17 protein-coding genes are annotated in these 25,803 nt (G+C 58.3%); 3 read left to right on the forward strand and 14 right to left on the reverse strand.

The window, feature by feature from the left end:
• Window positions 1-88: 88 nt before the first annotated feature.
• The 4 genes from BCF11_RS27880 to bamE all read right to left on the reverse strand — a co-directional run bounded on the left by BCF11_RS27880 (window position 89) and on the right by bamE (window position 13,870).
• Window positions 89-11,242 carry an ESPR-type extended signal peptide-containing protein gene (locus tag BCF11_RS27880; protein WP_158229130.1) on the reverse strand — a complete coding sequence of 3,718 codons (11,154 nt, stop codon included), beginning with the start codon at window positions 11,240-11,242 and terminating at the stop codon, window positions 89-91.
• Between the two features lie 102 nt (window positions 11,243-11,344).
• Window positions 11,345-11,857, reverse strand: a complete 513-nt coding sequence (locus tag BCF11_RS02080; protein WP_098493273.1) for a DUF4019 domain-containing protein — start codon at window positions 11,855-11,857, stop codon at window positions 11,345-11,347.
• 606 nt (window positions 11,858-12,463) lie between these two features.
• Window positions 12,464-12,868: a transposase gene (locus tag BCF11_RS02085; protein WP_098493274.1), complete on the reverse strand. Its 405-nt coding sequence runs from the start codon at window positions 12,866-12,868 to the stop codon at window positions 12,464-12,466.
• Between the two features lie 126 nt (window positions 12,869-12,994).
• Window positions 12,995-13,870, reverse strand: coding sequence for an OmpA family protein (gene bamE / locus BCF11_RS02090; protein WP_098493275.1), 876 nt, complete (start codon window positions 13,868-13,870; stop codon window positions 12,995-12,997).
• A gap of 457 nt (window positions 13,871-14,327) precedes the next feature.
• On the opposite strand from bamE, the gene BCF11_RS02095 reads away from it, so the two are divergent.
• Genes BCF11_RS02095 through BCF11_RS02105 form a run of 3 tightly spaced genes read left to right on the forward strand, consistent with a single transcriptional unit; the run spans window position 14,328 to window position 18,661 of the window.
• Window positions 14,328-15,071, forward strand: coding sequence for a response regulator transcription factor (locus tag BCF11_RS02095; RefSeq protein WP_098493276.1), 744 nt, complete (start codon window positions 14,328-14,330; stop codon window positions 15,069-15,071).
• On the forward strand, window positions 15,034-16,332 hold the full coding sequence (locus BCF11_RS02100; RefSeq protein WP_158229131.1) for a FecR domain-containing protein: 1,299 nt from the start codon (window positions 15,034-15,036) through the stop codon (window positions 16,330-16,332). Before BCF11_RS02095 ends, BCF11_RS02100 begins: the two co-directional genes overlap by 38 nt.
• Window positions 16,333-16,339: 7 nt before the next feature.
• Window positions 16,340-18,661: a CHASE2 domain-containing protein gene (locus BCF11_RS02105; RefSeq protein WP_098493278.1), complete on the forward strand. Its 2,322-nt coding sequence runs from the start codon at window positions 16,340-16,342 to the stop codon at window positions 18,659-18,661.
• A gap of 607 nt (window positions 18,662-19,268) precedes the next feature.
• Here BCF11_RS02105 and BCF11_RS02110 read toward each other — a convergent pair.
• The 10 genes from BCF11_RS02110 to BCF11_RS02155 form a co-directional block, all read right to left on the reverse strand.
• A complete protein-coding gene (locus tag BCF11_RS02110) occupies window positions 19,269-19,790 on the reverse strand; it encodes a hypothetical protein (protein ID WP_098493279.1) in 522 nt (173 codons plus the stop codon).
• Window positions 19,787-20,443 (reverse strand): glycoside hydrolase family 19 protein, encoded by a 657-nt coding sequence (locus BCF11_RS02115; protein ID WP_098493280.1) that lies wholly within the window; start codon window positions 20,441-20,443, stop codon window positions 19,787-19,789. Before BCF11_RS02115 ends, BCF11_RS02110 begins: the two co-directional genes overlap by 4 nt.
• Window positions 20,440-20,697, reverse strand: coding sequence for a hypothetical protein (locus tag BCF11_RS02120; protein ID WP_143751232.1), 258 nt, complete (start codon window positions 20,695-20,697; stop codon window positions 20,440-20,442). The genes BCF11_RS02115 and BCF11_RS02120 overlap by 4 nt, the downstream gene beginning before the upstream one ends.
• Window positions 20,681-21,040 (reverse strand): holin, encoded by a 360-nt coding sequence (locus BCF11_RS02125; RefSeq protein WP_098493282.1) that lies wholly within the window; start codon window positions 21,038-21,040, stop codon window positions 20,681-20,683. Before BCF11_RS02125 ends, BCF11_RS02120 begins: the two co-directional genes overlap by 17 nt.
• A gap of 47 nt (window positions 21,041-21,087) precedes the next feature.
• Window positions 21,088-21,288, reverse strand: a complete 201-nt coding sequence (locus BCF11_RS02130) for a hypothetical protein (protein ID WP_199110697.1) — start codon at window positions 21,286-21,288, stop codon at window positions 21,088-21,090.
• Between the two features lies 1 nt (window position 21,289).
• A complete protein-coding gene (locus BCF11_RS02135) occupies window positions 21,290-22,081 on the reverse strand; it encodes a hypothetical protein (protein ID WP_098493283.1) in 792 nt (263 codons plus the stop codon).
• Window positions 22,082-22,100: 19 nt separating this feature from the next.
• Window positions 22,101-22,919, reverse strand: a complete 819-nt coding sequence (locus tag BCF11_RS02140) for a hypothetical protein (protein WP_098493284.1) — start codon at window positions 22,917-22,919, stop codon at window positions 22,101-22,103.
• An 82-nt stretch (window positions 22,920-23,001) separates the two neighbouring features.
• Window positions 23,002-23,703 carry a hypothetical protein gene (locus BCF11_RS02145; RefSeq protein WP_233212327.1) on the reverse strand — a complete coding sequence of 234 codons (702 nt, stop codon included), beginning with the start codon at window positions 23,701-23,703 and terminating at the stop codon, window positions 23,002-23,004.
• 28 nt (window positions 23,704-23,731) lie between these two features.
• Window positions 23,732-25,351, reverse strand: a complete 1,620-nt coding sequence (locus BCF11_RS02150) for a hypothetical protein (protein ID WP_143751233.1) — start codon at window positions 25,349-25,351, stop codon at window positions 23,732-23,734.
• A 9-nt stretch (window positions 25,352-25,360) separates the two neighbouring features.
• Window positions 25,361-25,789, reverse strand: a complete 429-nt coding sequence (locus BCF11_RS02155) for a hypothetical protein (protein WP_098493286.1) — start codon at window positions 25,787-25,789, stop codon at window positions 25,361-25,363.
• Between the last annotated feature and the right edge of the window lie 14 nt (window positions 25,790-25,803).

Here is a 25,803-nt window from a genome sequence, read left to right on the forward strand (position 1 = left end):
TATTGACTGTTTCATATTTTCCTCCCCGATTAGACGTTCAGGATGTTAGCCCCATGACAGATGCTTGCATCTGTCATGGGCAGCTCCGTTACCACTGGAAGCCAGCGGATACCACACCGCCTGTTTGACCTCGGCTACTCGATGTCGCAGCTGCCTTGTAGACCCAGCGCCCGTTTTCGGAGATGGTCGAAATACCTAACGCCAACCCGGTTTGCCCTTGGAACGTACTTCCGGCAATCGCCACCATGCTCTTCCCAGGCGTTGACGGTTGCGGTAATCCACCTACTGCCATTGCCGCCGCTGAGCCACCATCAGCATCATGCCGATTCGAATCGACCGAGTTCTGCAAGGATTGCACTCTGCTATCGGTGTACTGGTTGGCTTGCTGTACCGCAGCCCCTAGGCCGGTATTGAATTGTTGAACATTGACTGCGTCCGTGGGCGCAGTCCCGGTCGCAACGTTATGGATGGTTACCGGGCCAGCTGAGCTGCCGTTGCCCATGGTGACGCTACTGTAGTTGGTCGTACCGTCAGGATTGGTGTCGTAACGCACACCGCCTGACTGCACCGCCTGCAGTTGGCGCACATTGACAGCGTCGGTTGCCTGGGTGCCCCCCGCCACGTTGGTGATCTGACGCTCGTTGCCTGCGCTACCCACCGACACAGCACCTTGCGTGGACGCCACCGCGGTATTGGAGAACTGCTCCTTGCCGCCGTTCATGCCGGCACGGTCAGCCGTCGAGCCGCCGCCCAGCGCCACCCCGCCGCTGGCTGTCGCACTGGCGCCGGCGCCGATCGCCACCGCGTTCATGCTGGTGGCAGCGGCATTCTTGCCGGAAGCAATCGCGTCTAGCCCCGTCGCTCCTTCGTTATGCTCGTTGCTGCCGCCAGTCGAATTCACGCTGTAGTACTTGGTCTGGCCCAGCGCCACGACAGAGGTCAGGTTGCTGATCGCAGTATTGGTTGCGAACAGCTGGCTGCCGTTCACGGCATCGGTGCTGCTGGCGGTCAGTTGGCCGGCCGCCACGTTGGTGACCTGCCGCTCGCTGCCGGCGCTGCCGACGCTGACCACGCCCACCGGCGCCGCGCCGGCAAAGGTATAGCTGGTCCCATTGATCGTGGTGCCGGCCGTGGCGACCGCCGCTCCAGTAGTCGAACTATTACCCAATGCCACGCTGTTGGCCGTGCTTGCCATAGCGCCCTGCCCCACGGCTGTGCTGTTCGCTACCGTAGCCTGAGCTCCGTTGCCCAGCGCCGTACTGTTGGTTCCGGACGCTACCGCGCCGAAGCCGCCGGCGCTGGCATTGGCGCCGCTCGAGACCGGCTGCGTCGCCGTCACGCTGCTGTCCGATACGAATGGACCAGTCTTGCCGGCAGTGAGATTATTGATCGCCGTCGTATTGCCTGCGATGTTGGTGGTGTTGACGGAGACCTGCTGGTTGGTCGCATACAACTGCGAACCATTCACGGCATCGGTGCTGGTCGCGCTCAACTGCCCTGCCGCCACGTTGGTGATCTGACGTTCAGCCCCCACGCTGCCCACGCTCACCACGCCTGCCGGTGCTGCGCCGGCAAAGGTGTAGGCGGTGCCGCCGATGGTCGCGCCGGTGGTGGCTACTGCAGCGGTAGTCACCGTACTGCCTTGGCCCAATGCGACATTGCTGCCGCTGGTGCCAGCCGCAATGCTCGCGCCTTGCCCCAGCACCGTGGCATCAGCGTTGCCGTTATCGGTCGCCTGATTGCCCAGCACCGTGGATGCGGCGCCGCTTGCGGTTGCGCCGAAGCCGCCGGCGCTGGCATTGGCGCCGCTCGATACCGGCTGTACCGCCGTTACGCTATTGTCCGATACGAATGGACCAGCCTTGCCGTTGGTGATATTCGTGACTGTCGTACCCAGGGTGTTTATCGCCGTATTGGTGGCAAACAATTGCGAGCCATTCATCGCATCAGTGCTGGTCGCACTAACCTGGCCGGCGGCAACGTTGGAGATCGTACGTTCAGCACCGACTGCGCCAACGCTCACCGTACTTGCCGGCGCGGTGCCGGCAAAATTGTAAGCAGTGCCGTTGATGGTCGCGCCCGTCGTTGCTATTGCCGCCGCCGTAGTGCTTCCTGCGCCCAAAGCTACTGCGCCGGCATTGTTGGAAGAGGCGCCGGAACCGATGGCAATCCCTTGCGTCGCCGCAGCCGACACCGTCGCAGTGTCGCCCAAAGCGATGGAGCCTGCATTGTTCGCCTGCGATGCGTTACCCAGCGCTAGCGAGCCTTGGCCGGTAGCCGTGTTGGCATTTCCCAGCGCCACGGCGCCTTGGCCGTTAGAGGTATTGTTGGCGCCCATTGCTACCGCCCCCGTGCCGGTCGCATTGTTCGGATCGCCAATCGCCACCGCACCGTCGCCGCTGGCAGTATTGCCCACGCCTATCGAAACCGCCTTGCCGCCGGTTGCCGTCGCTGTCTGGCCGATGGCGATGGCGCCGGCGGAATTTGCTATCGCTCCGGTCCCTTGCGCAATCGAATTGCCGCCTGTCGCTTGCGCGCCATTGCCTAGCGCGATATCGTTGGCAGTCGCCGGCGTGCCGTTGACGCCTGCCACCGCATTCAGGCCCTGGGCGATCGAATCATTGCCGTAGGCATTGGCGACCGGTCCGACGGCGATGCTGTCGGTACCCGCCGCGTTGCTGTCGGCCAGCGTCGAATTGGTGTGGAAGTACTTGATGCCGCCACCGTTGTTGATGTTGTTGAGGGTATTGCCGATACCGGTTACCGCTGTATTGGTTGCGTTCAACTGCGAACCGTTCACGGCATCGGTGCTGGTAGTGCTGAGACGGCCCGCCGCGACATTGGTGATGGTACGTTCATTGCCGACGCTGCCTACGCTGACCGTCGATGCCGGTGCGGCGCCAGCAAAATTGTAGGTGGTGCCGTTAATCACAGCGCTGGGCGTCCCGACTGCCGCCGCGGTACTGGAACCGGCCCCCAACGCCACATCATTGGCGTTGTTCGCCGTCGCTCCATTGCCAGCGGCGAAGCTGCCTGCTCCGGTTGCCACTGCTGCCGGACCGACCGCGACCGAATCGGTGCCAGTTGCAGTCGAGTCAGCCAGGGTCGAATTGGCGTGGAAGTACTTGATGCCGCCACCGTTGTTGATGGTATTGACTGTGGTTCCCAGATTGGTCACTGCGGTATCGGTGGCGAACAGCTGACTGCCGTTCACTGCATCCGTGCTGGTGCCGCTAAGGCGACCTGCCGCCACATTGGTGATGGTGCGCTCATTGCCGACACTACCAACACTCACCGTCGATGCTGGCGTAGCACCTGCGAAGTTGAAAGTCGCACCATTGATCACAGTGCTCGCCGTTCCCACTGCGGCCGCTGTGCTGGAACCTGCACCCAATGCCACATCATTGGCGTTGTTCGCCGTCGCTCCATTGCCGGCGGCGAAGCTGCCTGCTCCGGTTGCCACTGCTGCCGGACCGACCGCGACCGAATCGGTGCCAGTTGGCACACTGTCTGCCAGGACCGAGTTAGTGTGGAAGTACTTGATGCCGCCACCGTTGTTGATGTTGTTGATGGTATTGCCGATACCGGTTACCGCTGTATTGGTTGCGTTCAACTGCGAACCGTTCACGGCATCGGTGCTGGTGGTGCTGAGACGGCCCGCCGCCACATTGGTGATGGTGCGCTCATTGCCGACACTACCAACACTCACCGTCGATGCTGGCGTAGCACCTGCGAAGTTGAAAGTCGCGCCATTGATCACAGTGCTCGCCGTTCCCACTGCTGCTGCAGTGCTTGAACCTGCACCCAATGCCACATCATTGGCGTTGTTCGCCGTCGCGCCATTGCCGGCGGCGAAGCTGCCAGCTCCGGTTGCCACTGCTGCCGGACCGACCGCGACCGAATTAGTGCCTGTCGCTGTTGAATCAGCCAGCACCGAATTAGCATGGAAGTACTTGATGCCACCACCGTTGTTGATGTTGTTGACAGTGTTGCCCAGATTGGTGACAGCTGTGTCGGTGGCAAACAGTTGGCTGCCGTTCACAGCATCCGTGCTGGTGCCGCTGAGACGGCCCGCCGCCACATTAGTGATCGTACGCTCATTACCCACGCTGCCAACACTCACCGTCGATGCTGGCGTAGCACCTGCGAAGTTGAAAGTCGCGCCATTGATCACCGTGCTCGCCGTTCCCACTGCGGCCGCTGTGCTGGAACCTGCACCCAATGCCACATCATTGGCGTTGTTCGCCGTCGCTCCATTGCCGGCGGCGAAGCTGCCTGCTCCGGTTGCCACTGCTGCCGGACCGACCGCGACCGAATCGGTGCCAGTTGCCGTCGAGTCAGCCAGGGTCGAATTGGCGTGGAAGTACTTGATGCCGCCACCGTTGTTGATGGTATTGATGGCTGTATCGGTTGCAAACAGCTGCGAACCGTTCACGGCATCCGTGCTTGCAGCACTTAACTGTCCTGCCGCTACATTTGTGACCTGACGTGCCGACCCCGCACTGCCCACACTCACTACGCCGGTCGGTGCCCCACCCGCAAAGGTATAAGCCGTGCCACCGATAGTTGCACCTGCGGTCGGCACCGCCGCAGCAGCGACCGTGCTGCCTTGACCCAGCGCCACATTGCTGCCGGCCGTGCCAGCCGCAATGCTGGCGCCCTGGCCTACTACCGTCGCATTGGCGTTGCCGTTGTCGGTGGACTGGTTGCCCAGCACTGTCGACGCCGCACCTGTTGCCGTTGCACCGAAACCGCCGGCGCTGGCATTGGCGCCGCTCGACACCGGCTGCACCGCCGTCACGCTGTTGTCCGATACGAAGGGACCGGCCTTGCCGCTGGTGACGGCATACAGTTGCGAACCATTCACGGCATCCGTGCTGGTGGCATTCAAGGCCGCCGGCGCCAGGTTGGTGATCGTCACCGGTGCGCCCGCACCGGCGCCGCCGGTCGCGCCCAGGGTGATCTTGCTGCCGCCAACCGCGTCGTACTTGACCGCGATATTGGCAGTGTTGTCGATATTGGTATTGAGGGCCGTCAAGGCTCCTGCAACCGTGGTCTGTGCCGTCGGTCCCGTCACAGCTCCGGTGGGGCTCACGGTGTTGATCGGCTGGCTGAAACCGCTGATCGTGCCAGTCGCCGGATTGTAAGTCGCGCCACCACCCAGCGTGCTGGCTGTGCTATTTCCGAGATTATCCGTATGTGCTTGCACCGTACTGATGCCAGTGGACAGCGAAACAACCGAGGTGGAGGTTGATGTTGACAACGATGTCACATTGCTGTTGGTGGTGCTCAGACCGGTCGAGGTAGAAGTCGACAGCGACGCCACATTGCTATTGGTCGTGCTCAGGCCGGTCGAGGTCGAGGTCGACAGCGATGCCACGCTGCTGTTGGTGGTACTCAGGCCGGTTGAGGTCGACGTCGACAAGCTGCTGATATTGGAACCTACAGTGCTCGCGACGGTGTACAGCTGACTGCCATTGATAGCATCCGTGCTGCTGGCGCCAATCAGTCCTGCAGCGACATTCTGTATCCGGCGCTCAGAACCCGGCGCGCCGACGCTGACCACGCCTGCGCTCGAACTGGCGCCGGCGAACGGGCCAAAGGTAGTACTGCCTATCGTGGTATTGGCTACGCTGCCAGTGCCACCGGTAGCTGCCGATGCCGTACTCGTCGTAGTTGCCGATTGACCTAATGCTATGGAACCGGCAACGCTAGCGTTGGCCCCGGCGCCAATGGCGATCGAATTGCCGCCAGTCGCGCTGGCAGCGTTGCCCAAGGCAATATCGTTCGCCGTCGCCGGCGTGCCGCTGACGCCAGCCACTGCATTCAGGCCTTGCGCTATCGAATCGTTGCCGTAAGCATTAGCCACAGGCCCCACGGCGATCGCATCCGTGCCGGTTGGCGAACTGTCCGCCAAGACCGAATTGGTGTGGAAATATTTAATCCCGCCGCCATTGTTGATCGTGTTAATGGCGGTATTGGTCGCAAACAGCTGCGAACCGTTCACCGCATCGGTACTGGTTCCGCTCAGCTGACCTGCCGCTACATTTGTGATCTGGCGTGCCGATCCTGCGCTGCCCACGCTGACAACACCGGTCGGCGCACCGCCGGCAAAGGTATAAGCTGTGCCGCCAATCGTCGCACCGGCAGTTGGCACCGCAGCTGCCGCCACCGTGCTGCCCTGGCCCAGCGCCACGTTGCTGCCGGCCGTGCCAGCTGCAATGCTAGCGCCCTGGCCCAGTATCGTCGCATTGGCGTTGCCGTTGTCGGTGGACTGGTTGCCCAGCACTGTCGACGCCGCACCTGTTGCCGTTGCGCCGAAGCCGCCGGCGCTGGCATTGGCGCCGCTCGATACCGGCTGCACTGCGGTTACGCTGTTGTCCGACACGAAGGGGCCAGCCTTGCCGCTGGTGACAGCATACAGCTGCGAACCGTTCACGGCATCCGTGCTGGTGGCATTCAAGGCCGCCGGCGCCAGATTCGTGATGGTCACCGGTGCGCCTGCACCGGCGCCGCCGGTAGCGCCAAGGGTGATCTTGCTGCCGCCGGCTGCATCGTACTTGACTGCGATATTGGCCGTGTTATCGATGTTGGTATTCAATGCAGTCAGAGCACCAGCAACCGTCGTCTGAGCAGTTGGTCCCGTCACGGCGCCTGTAGCGCTGACGGTATTGATCGGCTGACTGAAACCGCTGATCGTGCCAGTCGCCGGATTGTAAGTCGCGCCGCCGCCCAACGTGCTCGCTGTACTATTCCCGAGATTATCCGTGTGTGCTTGCACCGTGCTGATGCCAGTAGACAGCGAAACGACCGAGGTGGAGGTTGAGGTCGACAGCGATGCCACGTTGCTGTTGGTTGTGCTCAGACCGGTCGAGGTCGACGTCGACAAAGATGCGACACTACTGTTAGTCGTGCTCAAGCCTGTCGATGTTGATGTCGACAGCGACGCCACGCTACTGTTAGTTGTGCTCAGACCGGTTGAAGTCGATGTCGACAAAGATGCGACACTACTGTTAGTCGTGCTCAAGCCTGTCGATGTTGATGTCGACAACGACGCCACGCTACTGTTAGTTGTGCTCAGACCGGTTGAGGTCGAGGTCGACAAAGATGCAACACTGCTGTTAGTCGTGCTCAAGCCCGTCGATGTTGATGTCGACAGCGAAGCCACACTGCTATTTGTCGTGCTCAAACCGGTCGAGGTCGAGGTCGACAGCGATGCCACGTTGCTGTTGGTCGTGCTCAGACCGGTTGAAGTCGAGGTCGACAAAGATGCGACACTACTGTTAGTCGTGCTCAGGCCTGTCGATGTTGACGTCGACAAGCTGCTGATATTGGAACCTACAGTGCTCGCGACGGTGTACAGCTGACTGCCATTGATAGCATCCGTGCTGCTGGCGCCAATCAGTCCTGCAGCGACATTCTGTATCCGGCGCTCAGAACCCGGCGCGCCGACGCTGACCACGCCTGCGCTCGAACTTGCGCCGGCGAACGGGCCAAAGGTAGTACTGCCTATCGTGGCATTGGCTACGCTGCCAGTGCCACCGGTAGCTGCCGATGCAGTACTCGTCGTGGTTGCCGATTGACCTAATGCTATGGAACCGGCAACGCTAGCGTTGGCCCCGGCGCCAATGGCGATCGAATTGCCGCCAGTCGCACTGGCAGCGTTGCCCAAGGCAATATCGTTCGCCGTCGTCGGTGTGCCGCTGACGCCGGCCACCGCATTCAAGCCCTGTGCAATCGAGTCGTTGCCGAAAGCATTGGCTACAGGTCCAACCGCAATCGCATCGGTGCCGGTTGGCGAACTGTCCGCCAGAACCGAGTTGGTGTGGAAGTATTTGATGCCGGCACCGTTATTGATGTTGTTGATCAGGCTGTTTGTCGCAAACAGCTGTGAACCGTTCACCGCATCCGTGCTGGTCGCGTTCAACGCCGCCGGCGCCAGGTTGGTGATCGTCACCGGCGCACCTGCACCGGTGCCACCAGTGGCGCCCAGGGTGATCTTATTGCCGCCTGCCGCATCGTACTTGACAGCGATATTGGCGGTGTTATCGATATTCGTATTCAGCGCCGTCAAGGCTCCTGCAACCGTGGTCTGCGCCGTCGGTCCCGTCACAGCCCCGGTGGCGCTCACGGTGTTGATCGGCTGGCTGAAACCGCTGATCGTGCCGGTCGCAGGATTGTAAGTCGCACCGCCGCCCAGCGTGCTGGCTGTGCTATTTCCGAGATTATCCGTATGTGCTTGCACCGTACTGATGCCAGTGGACAGCGAAACGATCGAAGTGGAGGTTGATGTTGACAACGATGTCACATTGCTGTTGGTAGTGCTCAGACCGGTCGAGGTGGACGTCGACAGCGACGCCACGTTGCTATTGGTCGTACTCAGGCCGGTCGAGGTCGAGGTCGACAGCGATGCCACGTTGCTGTTGGTCGTGCTCAGACCGGTTGAAGTCGAGGTCGACAAAGATGCGACACTACTGTTAGTCGTGCTCAGGCCTGTCGATGTTGACGTCGACAAGCTGCTGATATTGGAACCTACAGTGCTCGCGACGGTGTACAGCTGACTGCCATTGATAGCATCCGTGCTGCTGGCGCCAATCAGTCCTGCAGCGACATTCTGTATCCGGCGCTCAGAACCCGGCGCGCCGACGCTGACCACGCCTGCGCTCGAACTGGCGCCGGCGAACGGGCCAAAGGTAGTACTGCCTATCGTGGCATTGGCTACGCTGCCAGTGCCACCGGTAGCTGCCGATGCCGTACTCGTCGTAGTTGCCGATTGACCTAATGCTATGGAACCGGCAACGCTAGCGTTGGCCCCGGCGCCAATGGCGATCGAATTGCCGCCAGTCGCGCTGGCAGCGTTGCCCAAGGCAATATCGTTCGCCGTCGCCGGCGTGCCGCTGACGCCAGCCACTGCATTCAGGCCCTGTGCAATCGAGTCGTTGCCGAAAGCATTGGCTACAGGTCCAACCGCAATCGCATCGGTGCCGGTTGGCGAACTATCGGCCAGAACGGAGTTGGTGTGGAAGTATTTGATACCCGCACCGTTGTTGATGTTGTTGATCAGGCTATTTGTCGCAAACAGCTGCGAACCGTTTACCGCATCGGTGCTGGTTGCATTCAACGCCGCCGGCGCCAGGTTGGTGATCGTTACCGGCGCACCCGCACCGGCGCCTCCAGTCGCACCCAGAGTGATCTTAGTGCCGCCAGCCGCATCGTACTTGACTGCGATATTGGCGGTGTTATCGACATTCGTGTTAAGGGCTGTTAAGGCAGCGGCGACCGTCGTCTGCGCCGTCGGACCGGTCACAGCTCCAGTGGCGCTCACGGTGTTGATGGGCTGACTGAAGCCGGTGATATTGCCGGTCGCCGGACTATAAGTCGCGCCACCGCCCAGCGTGCTCGCTGTGGTAGTTCCCAGATTGTTGACGCCGGTAACGACCGAATTCAGCTGCGAACCGTTGATAGCATCGGTGCTGGCCGCCGATATGACGCCAGCTGCTACGTTCTGGATCTGACGCTCAGTACCCGCAGCGCCGACCGACACCACGCCGTTGGTCGAAGCCGCCGCTTCCACGCCGGCGGCAGTGCCGCCGAATTGTGCTGTAGTGCCTGTGTGCGGCGCTGCGGTAGTTGAATGCGAACCTAAGGCGACATCATTGGTGTTATTCGCGACAGCAGTGTCGCCCAGTGCTACACCGCCAGCCGCAGCTGCATTGCTGGCATTGCCGAGCGCCACCGAGCCTTGCCCGATTGCGCTATTGCCGTTACCGATTGCAACCGCGCCATTGGCCGCAGTAGTGCCGGCAACATTGCCAGCGGCTGTGTTATTCGCACCCATCGTTACAGCGCCGGTACCGTTCGATACGTTTGGATCACCGATCGCAACGGCACCATTGCCAGTGGCTTTCTGTCCACGTCCGATTGCTACGGCCCCACCAGCAGCTGTACTGGAATTGGCTGTTGTGCCAGATGAGCCTATTGCTACGTTTTGGCCCGTTGCGCCGCTGACAATCCCGTCGCCTTGCGCAATACCGAATGCGCCATTGACAGTAGCGCCACGTCCGACCGCGATGCCCGAGGTATTAGCTGCGCCGACCAACGATTGGCCGCCGATGGCGATCGAATTCTGCGCCGCGGCCGCCGCGCCTGCGGTCGCATTCGTGCCGATTGCCGTGGCGCCTATGCCGGACGCGATGGTGGCGGCGGTGCCTGTACCGCCCAATGCAGTCGCGTAATTCGCCGTAGCGCTGCTGCCAGTGCCTAAGGCGGTGGAACTTGTTCCTGTCGAGCTGGCCCCGACGCCGATGACGATGGAGCCCGTTCCGGTGGCGGTCGTACCGTTATTGCCTATCGCGATGGCGTTGGTGGCGGTAGCGGTAGTCTGCCCGCCGATTGCAGTAGAGTCCTGGCCAGTCGCCCCTGCCGAGGTTCCGATCGCAAGAGAATCGCCACCACCGCTAGGTGACGAAGCAACGGAATTTACGCCGATCGCGATGCCAGCACCAAGGGGGAAGGCGCTGACGTTGGCTTGAAATCCAATCGCGATAGCGTTGGCCGATGACGCATTTGCCAAGGCGCCGAGAGCCACCGAATTGCCGCCTGAGGCAACCGCCTTCACGCCGAAGGCGGAATCATTGGTACCGCTAGCAATGGCGGCCGACCCGACCGCGGCGGCATTGGCACCCGACGCATTCGCAGTGTAGCCGAAGGCGACAGCATTCGGGCCGCTACCAATCGCAGAGGCGCCGACTGCCACCGCATTGCCGCCTGCGGCGTTCGCAAGCTCACCAAAGGCGGAGGCATTAACGCCAGCCACGACGGCGCCCCAGCCGACCCCGGTGGCATTGTTGCCGGTAATATTGGTCTGCCTACCAAGGGCGGTTGAATTCGTTCCGGTCGCGATTGAGCCGTCCCCAATGGCAATACTGATGTTTCTCGCTGTAGCGCCGCTGCCGCCGCCGATTGCAATGGAAAAGCTATCCGCAGTTGCTGGAGCGGAGCCGCCCGAACCCAGCGCCGATGAGCCGTTGATCTGGTCAATTTGAATCGCAGTCCCGGCAAAAGCGGCTGTTGCTCCTCCCCCGAAGGCGAGCAATGCGGCAGCCATGGCAATCACCGCCTTCTGCGGCTTGCCTGTGGCGATGGATGAGCGATTCGACTTGCTCTTGTTATTGGTTATTTCCGACACAACAACCGAGGTGCCAAGTGCTTGACTATAGACTGTGCGATAAATCTTATTCATGATTGGCTCCCCGCCAAATTTGGTAAAAATGCAACTTTTAAAAATCAATCAGCTTGATCGCAGTAGCGCAAAAAAGCTAAAGAGAGAACGGATGCGGATAATTTATTTTTTTTCTGCTGCCGCAATCAAGCCGGACTGATATCCGACAGGGGTCCAGTGTTCGCTCGACCAGACCAGCGATACCTTTTCCCAAGTTGGCACATTGGAATACCTGGATAGAAAAGTGACGCTGGCGAATTCGCCTCGAGGCAAACTGGGGTTGTCGATCTGATGCTCCATCGCCTGCCACGTGCGCAGCTCGGGTGGGGGGCCTAACTGGCTGCGCATATTCCCGACATATTTGATCCAAGCCGTCTGTTCCGACTTGCTTTTCATCAGGGGGTCACTTTGTTCCCACATCTTGTCAATCTGCCCGGTGTCGGCTAATTTCAGCCACTGCAGAGCGGCATCAATAGCCGCATCGGCGGATGGCGACTGCGCCGCAGCGTACGTTGCGATCGCCATGCTTAGAAACATCAAGGCCAGTTTGGCAAAAATAGATGCTTTGCCGAAACAGCACGCCATCTGGCGTAGCAAGCCTGATTTGAGGCTTGTTATTTGCAGTGCTCTTGCCATTGTCTTCTCCGTATTCCTACGCTTCAATGCACTCAAGAAACGTTTTTTTATACTTTTATCTCGGTCACCTTGATATATGCGCCTTCAATCGCTCTCAAACTGAGTAAAAAGTAGTACGCGTATTTTTAAAGTAATTCTCATTGAATAAAAATTCAACAACCAAATACTGTTTTTAACAGTTGTTCACCGTTAAATTTCTATAAGGAAATTTTCCGATGAGTGATGCAATATGAATGCATTAAAACTTCCCAACTCAGCGCACAACGGCTGCAATATGCGCGCGCCAGTTTTATTGCTAAAAATTTTGAGCACCTCAAATGATTCGGATAATCGGACCATATGGATACTTGCTACGACCGGACTTCCCTCTTGTTCATGGCATTGCAGACGAATACAGAAACATATTTTTCCGGACGCAAAAATCCCCATTCGCAAAATGTCTGCTCCAGACAGATGGCGTCATTAATCTGAAATCGAGTTTCCCGCTTGTTTGCTTAATCGCTCGTGGTCAGAGTGGAATTTCGCTTCGCTTTCGTCTCACCTTGTTTTAAGGTAACATTTACTGACAATCGAAATCAATAAACAACCTACCCAGATCCAGGTCGGTTAAATGTCTTTGGCTATGCCGACTCCCCCCATGTAACGCTTCCTGTAGCTTTTCCTGACCCGTCGCTGCTCCCTACGCTGCGTGTATAAATCGGCGTAATCGGCAATCTCTGTCAGCATGCGCAACAGGTCCGGATCCTGGATTCTGCTTTGGGCCAGGAAGCGCCAGAAATTACTCTCAGTCCAGCGCCGGAACCGCATGTAGGTCGCGTTCCATTGACCAAACTCAGAAGGTATGCGATGCCATAACCCTTTATTCGCCACTATCCACAAGACGGCTTCCATGAACAGTCGATTATTCCTGCCGTGCATGCCGGGGTCGCTAGCCTTCCCGATCATCAACGGCTCAAGCTGCAGCCATTGATCGTCGCGCAGTTTCATCTCGTATATATGTATCTCATCCATCAAAAATCTCTACTGAAAATTTATTCCTGCAATAAAATACCGACGGCCTGGCGGCACATGCCTTGCGTTATCTCGCTCTCCAGCAAAACAGCCAGCCGATACAAATACTTCAAATACGCTTGCACTTCATTCTTCCCCAACCACTTCAATTTCAATACGGCGGTTGGAACGCAGGCAATCCTGCAATACCGCCGTCTTCGCCGTGCCAGGACACTGCGCCAGCGGCTGCCGGTCGCCCATGCCGGCAACGCGGATGACCTTGGCGTTGATGCCTTGCTGCGCCAGCAATTTGCTTACCGCGTCGGCCCGGGCCAGTGACAGTGCCATCTTGTCAGCCTCAGCGCCGAGACGGTCGGTATGCCCCGTCACAACCACGTAATAGATGCGCCTGAAATTACGCTTAATGTCGTTTGCCAGGCGTTCAATTCTCAAGCGGCCTTCCGGCGGCATGTCCTTTAATCCCTTTCCCTCCACGCCGAACAAACTGTCCGCGCTCAAGGTCAGTTTTTGCGGCGTCATTGCAGCCATTGCCTGGACCGCTTCAACCGGCGGCGGCTCAACTAGCAAGGCGCAATCCGGGTTGCGCCAATAGAGACCGCTGACGCGCACACTGCTATCGAAACGCACCATGTACTGGCAAACCACATCCTCCGTTTCCTTGCTGCCACGAAGGTGGAACAGATAATTCCATTCGCGGACACCAAATACTCCTTCGCTAAAATGCGGTGTACCCAACAGCTGACGTACTTCGTCCTTGTCCATGCCAGTGCGCATCAGACGCAACGCTTCGGTGGTGGGTACCGTACCTTGCCGCAATATGGAGGAGCCAGGGTTGGGAAAATCTCCATCCTGCGGTGCAGCAAGATTTGCCGGTTCCCGCTGCATTCCCAGCAGGCCTGAGCCGGTACAGCCGCCGAGCAGGAAAATCCCCATCGTTGCCGTGGACAGCAATAGAGACTTCATCGCCGTCCGCAGGACCGCAGTCCGCGCTTGCTCAACCATGATTCCATCTCCTGAAATTGCCCCACTAGCCCTGACACTTTCAGCCGGACGAAACTGCTAGCCGCCTTGTCTTGAGTTTGTATGGGACGATAATATTTAGAAAAAAATCTATTGTGATGATTCTGCGAGAATTCATCAGAATTGCATCCCGTCCAATGATAATATCTTGTTGCACAAAAGAATTAAATAGTGTAACCACTGATTGCCAGCTCCTCCTCCCCCTGATCGTAGATCCTGACAAATTCTCGCAAGTTGGGCACGAATGCTGTCGTATTTTGTATGATCTTTTACCTGAAGCAAGAATTGACGGATCGAGGCAGCTATTGCCAGTCCGGCCACTTTCAGTCTGTCCGATAGGCGTGGCCCATGCAAGAATTTGTGAATTTTATGCAGCGTAGCGGACCACGATCGTGGCAGTCGTCTTTTTCTCTCTATCCACTTAACCGAAACTGCTCCGATGCGTATCGCCGTACTTGAAGACGAACCCAACCAGATGGAGTATCTGGTACACACCCTGGAGCACCAGCTCGCGCTGGGCGATGAGAACGTCTCATGCGTCACGTTCGAACGCGGCGAAGCATTGCGCCGAGCGCTGCGGCGCGAAACCTTCGACCTGCTGGTGCTGGACTGGAACGTGCCGGATCTGGACGGCGTCGATTTGCTGCACTGGCTGCGCCAGTACCAGCAGAGTGAAACGCCGGTGATCATGCTCAGTTCGCGCTCGTCGCAGAACGATGTCGCCAATGCCCTCGGCATCGGCGCCGACGACTACCTTGTCAAACCGTTGCGGCCATTGGAACTGGCGGCGCGGATCCGTCGACTGTTGCAGCGCAATCGCCCTGCTGTATCGAAAGCGCAGGAACGTTACGGTAATTGGGTATTCGACCGGCCTTCATCCAGCATCAGCGTTGAAGAAAACGGGGAAAAGCAGCGCTTCGAACTCACCAAACGCGAATTCAGGCTGGCGCTTGCCCTATTTCGCAAACTCGGTCAGGCGGTCTCGCGCGCCTATCTGATGGAAAGCATGGGACACGACGGAGAATTGACAACCCGTGCATTGGACAGCCAGATTTACCGTCTGCGCGCAAAGCTGGGCTTGTATGCAGCCCGTGGACTGCGGTTGCAAACCGTCTACGGCCAGGGTTATCGACTGGAAACAACCGATGACAACATACCAGATGACGCCGCACCTGCAGCTTGAACAGGCCACGCAGCGGCGACACCCGGCGCCGCTCTGGAATTTGCTGCTGTCATTGCTGTTTACGCTGGCAGGCCCCGCGTTTGCGCAGACCCACGTAGTAAAGCCTGGCGATACCTTATGGGATCTTTCGCGCCAGTACATGCAATCGCCGCTGCATTGGCCGCAGATACAAAAGAACAATGCCGTACCGGTTCCAGAACACCTGAAACTCGGCCAAGTACTGATGCTGGGCGGGGATGTGGCGATAGTGACGGAACTGACGGGTTCGGCATTACTCAAGCGCGGCAACGCAGCGCAGCGGCCGCTGGTGCGCGGCACCGGCGTGCAGGCCGGCGACGAGCTGGTGACCCAGCAGGACGCGTTTCTGAGCATGACGCTGGCCGACGGCAGCCATGTGGTCATGCCGTCCAGCAGCGCTGTCAAAGTACTGGTGTTCAGTGGTCAGCTGGTGCGCTTCGAACTGCTGAGCGGGCGCCTGGAATCGCATGTGGAGAAGCAGAACGGCAGACACTTCGAGGTTCGCACAAAATCCGCCGAACTGGGCGTGCGCGGCACACACTTCCGGGTGCGCGACGAAGACAACGTGACAGCGGTTGAAGTGATTGAAGGAAAAGTCGTCGCTGGCGAACTTGCAGCAGATCCGCGTACGCTGTTGGTCGGCGTCGCCCAAGGCTCGCTGCTGGCCGGCAGCGACGCCATGCAGTCGCACCCGCTGCCGCCGGCGCCGCAGCGCATTGAAACCGCCATCGATGGTGATGTCGTGGTGACACCGCAGCCGGACGCCAGCGGCTACCGGCTGCAACTCGCGCGCGACGACCGTTTCCTGCAGCTGATGCATGAGCAGCGTTCTAGCCTGCCGCATTTTACGCTGCCCGACACGCTTGATCCAGGCTTCTACCATCTGCGCCTTACCGCTTTCGATAGCCGTCAGCTTGAGGGCCTGCCCAGCGATAGCACTGTATACATTGCGGCCAGCGCCTCGCGCCAAAGCGGCGTGGAGAGTCTGGGGAATGGCCGCTACAAGATCCGCTGGCCGGGACGGTCGGGGCAGAAATTCAGGTTTGAGCTGGCGCGCACGACCGAATTCGCGCCGCTGCTGGCCGAGGACTCGGCGTTCTACGGCACCAATGTGACGGTAGGACCTTTTGTCGTACCGGGGAAATATTACTGGCGCAGCATTGAGATCAGCAACGGGTCCGCGGCTGTGGACGCGGCTCCGGCAGCGTCTTTCAGCGGCAGTTTTGAAGTGCCTGCCCCCTGAGGAGCTGATGAAACATCGTTTCCTGATCGAATGTGTGCTGATTGCCTTGCTGCTGCCACCGCTCATGGTGTGGCTCGGCCAGCAGCCCGGCCTGGCGCAAGCCAACCTGGCCATTTACGACAATCTGATCAGCCTTGATGCACACGAGCCATCGCCCGATATCCTGCTGATCGGCATCGACGAACGCAGCCTGAGCGAACTGGGTCCGTGGCCCTGGCCGCGCAATCTGCATGCGCAGCTGCTGCAGCGTCTGGCGGCGCACCCACCGCGCGCCATCCTGCTCGATCTATTTCTCGACAAACCGGGGGCAACACCTGAAGCCGACCAGGAATTGGCGGCAGCCATGTTGAAGCTCCCTGTTTTCCTGCCATTGCGCTACGTCGAGCCGGCCGACAACGCAAGCAACACCGCTAGCTTCAGCCCGCCGCTGCCGCAGTTTGCGCGCAACGCCAAAGGTATCGGTCATGCCAAGCTGACGCCCGACGCCGACGGTATCGCCCGCCGCCTATTCCGCCAGGAAGGCACCGCCGGCAATTTGCAGCCCTATGTCGGCCAACTGATGGCATCGGCCCATCCCCTCCCTCCTGGCCAACTGGAAGCCGTGGGTGCCGACGGCTGGCAACGGCCCGAGTCATTCGGTTTCACGCTTGCCGGTGCCCCCAGAACGTATCCCAGCGTACCCTATGTCAGCGTCTTGCGTGGCGAAGTCCCGCCGGAATTCCTGCAAGGGAAAATCCTGCTGATCGGCGCAGTGAGTGACTCAGGCTTAGGCGATGAGGTGCCGGTTGCGGGCGCGGGGCCGCAAGTGCACATGTCCGGCCTGGAATTACATGCGAACGCGATCGACGTCCTGCAGCAAGGTCGCGCCATCACTTTTGCGCAGGGCTGGCTGCTGTTCGCATGGACGGCCTTTCCGATCTGGCTAGTACTGCTGCTGTTCCTGCATACCGCGCGCAACGCCTTGTCCTTTGCCTGCGGCACCGCGCTGGGATGGCTGCTGCTGTGTGTGCTGAGCCTGTTCTTGGAGCATTGCTGGCTGCCGCCGACAGCACCTATCTTGGGCGTAGCACTGGCCTATATACTTTGGAGCTGGCGCCAGCTCAATTCCCTGCTGCTGTTTTTCGGCGACCGCGTCAGTGCCCTCAACGCCATCCCGGCCGGCGCATTTGAGCCCGCGCCTGAAAACATGCCACTGGCGCCCCATCTCGTCGAAAACCAGACGCAGGCCTTGGATCGCGCGATTGATCGGCTGTCTCAAATGCAGGCCTTGCTCAGCGAAGGCCTGTGGCAGATGCCGGTGGCAGTGCTGATCTGCCAGGACGATGGCGACATCAGCCAGAGCAACGCCGCGGCACAACAGCTGCTGCAGGCACCTGCGCAGATACCGTCGGACATGGAGCAGGATCCGCTGCACGGACATAACCTGCCATCGTTGCTGCATCGGATCGCCGGCAGCAATCCGCAGCAGGCAGTGCACTGGTCGCAAGCCTTCACGGAGGAATACACAACATCGCAGGGCAAGGTGTTCAGGCTGCGAACGGCACGGCTTGAAGGTAGCAGTCGCACCCGCAGCAGCACCTGGCTGGCAGTACTACAAGATTTCACCATCGAGCGTCTGACGCAGCGCAAGCGCGAGCAGTGGCTCAGCTTTGTCTCGCACGACTTGCGCAGCCCGCAGGTGTCCATCCTGAGCCTGCTGAACTTGTACGAACAGCCGGGTTCCGGTATCGATGTGAGTCGCCTGGTGCACGACATCCGGCGCGAAGCCCAGCGCACACTGGGGCTGGCGGAAAGCTTCATGGACCTGACCGAAGCTGAATCCGGCGACTATCATTTCACGGAGACCAATGCCGGCGCCATCATGCTTGATGCGATTGACCAGGCATGGCCCTACGCGAAAGTACGAAACATATCGCTGGTGCCGACGCTTGGCGACGACGATTGTCCGATCCGGGTGGATCCGGCGATGCTGACGCGCGCCTTGCTCAATCTGCTGAACAATGCGATCCGCCATAGCCCTCCGGGAAGTACGGTCAGCCTGTGCGTCAACATTGTTGCCGAGGCTTCTGAAGTGGTGCTCACGGTGCGCGACGAAGGCGAGGGAATCAGTGCCTCGAAACTGGCGCAGCTGATGTCGAGTTCGTATTCGGGACTTGAAGCAGTTCGAGGAGATGTTCAGCAACCGGCCCGCAATCGTGGCCTCGGACTGTCGGTTGTGCAGGCAGTGGTCAATCGGCATCGGGGCTGGTTTGATGCGTATAGTACTCCTGGCGTAGGAGCAACTTTCTTAATCGGATTGCCGTTACTCGATTCCAATAGTCCGGAATGATATTCGAACTTAAAACCAGAATCACTTTGACAGAAGATTTTCAGACACTGACCTTTCTGGGTTAAATCAAGTGTCATAACATTTGAAGTCCCGCGAGCGCATTATGCAAATGGCATAGCGCCTTTGGGTTTCTCGTTGACGTCGTTCATATACCGGCAGTCCAACCTAAGCCCGATGCCCCCAACCATAAACTAATCGAGAGCGCGGGCTAACTCTGCGTCATATCTTAATATTAGCATACGATTTAAAATGTCCAACAGACGATCTGGGTCATGCATCGCCAGTTCTTCAAAGTTGCATAATCGGGAGTATCCGAGGTTGCATCATTGGGGGTCGTCAATTGCTTCTCCGCGTGAGAAAATTCTACATAGATATAACGGATAATTCGCCTGCATTTATAAAGTAAGAATGGAGTTTGCAACATTTGACATTTGATCGTTCAAACACAAATTCTCGACCAAGCGCCTCACCAAAAAAAGAGCCCGCCACCATTACGAGAGCGAGCCCAATGCGTTACAGGGAAAATACATCTGAAGCATTTTCAATATAGAACGTGGAAAATAAAATAGCAAATGAGGCGCACTAATACGTCCGGGTCTACTCATCTTTACCGCCTAGCTCTATTTGTCACTGACTGTAAATTAATGTAATTTTCACGCAATCCCAACGCTAGTTCTCGCCAGGCGCGACAACTGGCTGCGTTGCCGGCGTCAACGGCAGCGACCTGAGCAAGCGAAACGCCGGCGGGTTCTCGATCAGAATCGGCGGCAGGTCCGGGATCCTCACCTGACCAGGCGGCGTCGTACAAGCGCACAAAGCCAGCATTAACAGCAAAGCGAGCACTGTCCGCTTTTGTGATGTAGATCGGTACTTGCTTTTCAATGGTTTCTCCTTTTACGTAAATGGTACGGATCCGGTCGACATACTTGATCTGCGTCTGCGTGACGACAACCTGCTGTGCTTCAGCGATCTTGATCGTCTGTCCGGCCTGTTGATTGACGTAAGCGATGTGCTTTTCACCCTCCTCCTGTTTGCCTTTGTTGTAGCAGATCGTCCCGAACACAGCAGCGCCCGAGACTAGGGCCAGCCAGCGCGCCCACCACGGCAATACCTCTTCCAATAGATTCATGCGACCCCCAAAGCACTTTTACACGCCACCCAGCGCATACGCCGCGCAGCCAGGCTTTCGGCGGTGATGCCAGCGCCATTAATCCGTGTCGACAGTCCGTCAAAATTCCTGCTATCGGCATAGACATTGCCACCTATCGCGCACCAGAACCATCCCGCCGAGCGAGCCGCCAGTTCCTTGTCCGTAGAAAGCCGTTGCGGGGCAGCGACGCAGTCAACACCCAGCGCCGTCGAACATGCGCCGTAATTATCGTGAAACGTAATTTGCTTCAGGCCACCGCCGCGATAGCGCCAGCCATCGCCGGAAGCGACATCGCCATTACCGTAGCGATTGGCGTAGACGATGTTGGCGATCCGGATCTGGCGATCCAGCGGCACCATCTTTTCTCCCGGTTGGCGACCAAGGAGGGCGGCGTGCATGGCAATACGCTTACCAAAGGTGGCATTCAGCCCCTGCACCGAATAATCAAACGACTCGGACAATCGGGACAGCCCGGCACTTTCGTGGCCAATCTGTGCAATGAATGCCGCACACCTTGCCGGCGTGCTAATGCCGAACTCGGCCATCGCCGCATTGATCGGTGCAGCCCAGTCCGTTGCACGCGCGGTAGGAATCAGCAAAGCCGTTGAGAGCTGGGAGGCGGACAGATTCATCGTTTCCCCAGGCAATGCCACCGGCGCCAGAACCATACGGCCAGAATCGCGACAGCCACATTCGACACCACCTCAGATTGCTCACTCCAGAAGCCAAAGGCATCCGGCCGCATGATGTTCACGAAGGACGTGAGCGCCACCAGGGACAGCGCGGAAGTACCCAGCACCTGCGTTTCCAGATGTTTGTTCAGCACCGCCCATAAGCAAAACACCAGCAGCACCAGGTTAGCTACCGTATTAATTAGTTGGATCATTTTTCCCTCCCAGATAACGGCGCTTCAACGTGCCGACAATGTCCGCTTCGTTAATTTCCTTAAACACTTCGCGCGCAGTGGCCAGCGCAAACAAACCAACCAGGAACTCGATACCGGAATGGGTCCGCGCGCCGGTAATGGCGAACCAGTCGATCAGCACCGGCGCAATGTAGACGGCACATGCCAGACCGGCGGTGAAACTGGATAGCTTCTGCCACCAGTTCAGGCCGTCACCCAGAAATTTCAGTGCAACCGCCGACCCCACCGCCCCCGGCAGCAGCGGCAACAGGTATTTCGTGATCCCCAGCCATACTGCAGCTAGCGTGCTTGTTGGTTCTGCCATTCTTCTTCCCATCAATGATTTGCGCCCGCAGGAACACCACATTGCCCCTATCGACTGATTGCCTTGCCCAGCCCCCCTATCGCCTTGATGACTCCGTCCAGGCGGCCAACCAAGGCAAGCTGCACTTTCTGCTCCAGCTCCCGATTCTTCACCCAGGTATCAAACGCTTTCGACTCCAGGAAATCCCGTGCATCAGAGATCCCCATGCGCATCGCCTCCGGATACGAGGTGCTTGAATATAAACTCAAGCTAACCGCCATATTGCGCAGGTTTTCCAGTAACTCTCTTCGCGAACTCACTGACGCAGGCTGAAACTGGAAATCGCGCCGGAGGCATCGACTCTGCCTCCGATCCCTCATGTGGTAACGCCACGAATCCCTCATCAATTTCGACCGTCTCGAAGAAGTGCATCAGCATCTTGTTACCGCGGTGACGCATGGCGTACAGCCCCAAGAATTCCGATTCCGGGTATTCGCTGATCACCAGCATGCGGTTCTTCAGCCACTCTAGATAGCTCAACGAATCTAACGCCGGATCCGGCGCCAGCTCGCCCACACGCAATAGCTGCGCTGCCATGGCGCCCAGCATCCAATGCAACTGACCAGCCACCTTCGGAATATGGCCGTGCAATTGTTCAATGGCTTCTGCCATCGCCCCTGTCACCGGGGAAATCTGCCATTCGTCACCACCATGGCTGCCGAGTGGGATTGGAAAGTTTGGTGTGTCACGGCTGGCATTTAGATAATCCATGTAATGGCCGTCGCCCAGCATGAAATTGGCGCCACCGCCCTCTTCTCCTGTGGTGTGGGCCAGGTAGTGGCCGACGATCAGCATGCGCTCCTGCACCGTCCAGTTTTTCGGATCGGTGACATGGCGTTCCGTCGGCGCATCGGCTGACTCGATGACCATCTGCAAGAAAGTCGTTGTCGATTCTTCGAAACGCTCGGGCGGCACCGCAGCCAGTGCGCCGGCATTCACGATGGAAAGCTCGCGCAGCTTGACGGCGAGGCGGCGTGTTCTGAGAGGTGAAAAAGCAATCATATGATTCGAGAATCCTTAGTTAATTGGACGAATAGGAACCTGGCCCCATGATCTTCTTCAGATCGTCGCGGTCCAGCGCGGTGAGGGTCGCCAGCGTCAGAGGAATAGTAATTTCGGTGTAATAGCCATCCTGATCGATAGGCGCGTCGATGGGCTCGCCTATCGTCTCAATCACCATGGGCGCCAAGGTCCGCTGCTTATACTGAAAACCGATCAACTGCGGCGCGACGGACGGGAACATGCTGTTGATGGCCCCGTCGATGCCCTCGCCACCTCCGGCGGCGCGCGCAACCAGGCTATCGCCACTGAGTTTCTGCGGCAACGCCCAGGCCCATAGTTGCTGCAACGGTGCCGCAACCTCCCTTTTTGGGTCGCTAAACGCGCGGAACACCAGTGATACATTGATTTTGATGGGTGGCATCCCAGTAAAAATCTGCGTCGAGTTCAACTTGGTGATGCCGGTGCGTCCCTCAAATTTCTTGATATTGCGTTCTATGGTGCCAACATCGGCATTTCCCGACGTCGACTTCGACTTCCAACCGAAGAACGAGTAAAAATCGTTCATCCCTGGTACGAGCGCGCCCGACTGCAGCATGGCAATCAAGGCCGGCGCTTTGCTATCCGGGCTGCTTTGCTCGAATGGCGACTGCCAATTCAGGGTTGCTTCCATATTGCCGCCGGCAGTCACCGGTGCATGCACCTCTATCTGCTCTTGCCCCGCGCGCAGCCCCTTATTGTCAACTGGATAAATCTTGGCAATCAAATGATCCGAGAGTCCTGACCACTGGGAACCGAGGATCTGCTGGTCTGCCGTCGTGCCCTGCCCAGGTGCTGCCATATTTCCACCTTACATAAAATTGCGGGCAGCCGATTCACCTGGCTGCCCGCTGTATTGAAGTGTTAATTCAAGTTGAGAACGATTACTTGCTCAAGCCCATCTTCCGATTCAGCCGCATCGACTTCATGCGGCGCATGGTGGCGCTGGCCGTGTGCGCCTTCATCTGCGCCTTGCGAATACTGACTTTCTGCTTGGCAGTCAGGCGAACCCGGCCCGAGATCCGCTTATTGATCCGCACCTTCTTGCCCTTGCGGATCACCATGCGCTTCTTGTAGGTGGCGTCCAGCACTGCATCGCTGCCCTCGTCGCCAAAAACAAAATTGTCGATATCGGCGCTCGACGCATCGTCGCCATCCGGCAAGCTAGCGGCCAGAAGATCCCGGATCCGGTCTGCGGCTGCTTCGTCCCAATCGTTCAGGAGCTTGCTACAATCCTCATCCGAGACACCCTTCTCGGCCAGGTAGTCCCAGGCGAATTCGAGCGCTGTTTCCAGCACGTCGGCTTCGTCGTCGCTCAGCTCACCGTCTTTGTTCGCATCGACCAGACCGACCATATTCGCCAGGAGGCGATCAGCCAGAGTTTCATCTTCATCCAGATCATCGGTTTCGATCCACTCCTGGATGGTTGATGCCGTACCCAGTGCGATATGCGTAGCGGCATAGTCCGCCGCGGCATTGCTGTCTTCAGCATCAGACGCGGAATCCAGCACCGCCTGCCGGCCTTTATGCGCAACATCCTTGCTATGCAAGGTATTGCGAATCGCTGTTGCAGCTAAATGACTCATCTTTTTCCTTTCATTTTGTAAAGCCCGATTAGCGGGATAGTGTTTGGGTAACAAAGGTTTGGCGATTGGTGCCGTCGTATTTCAATGAATAGGACACGTCCATACGATCTGCCGGCCGCAGCGCATTGGGCTGCACCACATACTGAAACGCTTCCCCGTCCATCTCAGTGCTGGGCACGATCCATTTAGCGGTCTTGGCATCCTTAAACAGCTTTTTAAGAAAGGCATCGGTCTTTTTGACGGACACTTCCATGGGGAGCTGTAAAGCCTCTTTGGCAAAGCGCGTGACCCAATCATCGATCGAGCTGGACATATCCGCCACCGAGATCAGTTTCTTCATCGACACCGCCGTCTTAGCGCAGGTCAGCGAATCGCTGAACACGTATTTGCCGCCGCCGTTGTATTTGACGTAGATCACCGGATTAATTTTGGCATCGGCCAGATCGCTCAAATCGTCGTCAGGCGAGCAGATCTGAACAATGCCCGTTCTATCCAGCGGCCAGTTTTTACCGGCAATGGGGTAGTTTTTAGGCGCAAAGCCATTGGCGTCCGTCTGGGCATTGCGCAAACAACGACGGGCCACGTTGTAAGCCGAGGTGCCGAGCACCACTTTGCCATTCAGACCTAGCGGGTCGTCTGACTTCAACGGCGCCCAGAATGCCTGGCAGTAGTGAGAATCGAAGTTCAGTTGCGCAATGAAGGCCATCGCCGCTTCCGGCGACAGTGTGCCTGGCACGTCCCAGGCAAATTGCCGGTTGGTATCATAGGCCAGCTGGGCCAACGCCGACAGCAGCGCCGACGCATGCGAACCGCCGCTGACAATATAGGCGTAGTCGTGCTCCGTTTTCTGCAGCAAATCCCGCGCGCGTGCAAAGTCCGACACCCCGTAGGCGGTGCTGCCCTCGGTAAAATAGGTCATCACAGGAGAGATGGCGAACTTGGGCCGGCCATTGGCATCCCGTCCGTAGGCATTCGATGTCGGCGCAATCTTGGCACCACTGCCCACCAGCACTTCAACGTTTTCTGTCGTGCGCTCCACCACGTCAGGCAAATAGGCGCTTTGCTGATAGTCGTCCAGCGCCTCCGGATTGAGCGATCCGACAAATTCGTAGAGCGTATTCCGATCCTTGTCGCGCAGACGCAGTGTCACCTGGCGATTGGCGACAGGTGCGCCATTTTCCGCGATTGCATCGGCATGTAGCTCGATCACCACACCGTCGTTGTAGCACTCAAGATGCTTTACAGACAACAAAAATGGCTTATCGGTCGGCACATCAGGAGCAATCGTAAATTGCAGGTCCGTCGCCGGTGCTTCCGGCTGGGCCACGATGATGGTCGACAGCACGGCGGTGCTGGTCGTCAGACGCTGTACTACCGCTGAAGCCGCGCCCTTTTGCAAGGCTTCATAGACGTGGATATGCGCCTCGTTCAGCGCTGACGCACGCAAGGACTCGCCACGACCCAGTTTCTTCTGAAAATTGCCGCGATTCACGCGAAACGGCTTATCGATGCGCCCGCGCGTCGCGCGCATGATGATGCCAAACACCTGATCGGAATTATCCGGTGCAAAGCCATCAGTCATATCCCGCAATGGGTTCAGTTGCACACCCGACTGGGAGCCAAGCTGCCGGTTAAATGCAGTAGACATAGAAAATCCTTATTTTTTGTCGGTATTGGCCGCGTCGTCCGCTGCTGTGTCTGCCAGCGACTTCGATTCAGCACCAGCCTTTTTCTGACCTTTACCGCCAGCAGAAACCTTGGCGATTACCTCATCAGGCTGGCCGTCGTCCAACGCATCCAATGCCATCGCATCGCCCCATTGGTTCAGTTCCGACAGCGAATCCACATCCGACGCAAAGCGCGTTAACTGGGCGTGATCCTTGAAGCTGATCTCGATCTGGTTGTCTGGCGCGCTGAAATTCGGATTTAGCTCGGCCCGGACATCGGGAAACACCAGGTTGCGCGGTGTGTTATTCGTAAGTCGCAAAGCGAGAGGAAATTCGGATTTTCCGAATGCCTCTTCGACCAATGCATTGACGCTCTTCCCCGTCAGGGAAGAAGCGCCCAAATGTAATGTGTTTGCCATTTGTGCTGCTCCTT

The sequence above is a fragment of the Collimonas sp. PA-H2 genome (genome assembly GCF_002564105.1).
In the GTDB taxonomy this organism is placed as follows: domain Bacteria; phylum Pseudomonadota; class Gammaproteobacteria; order Burkholderiales; family Burkholderiaceae_D; genus Collimonas.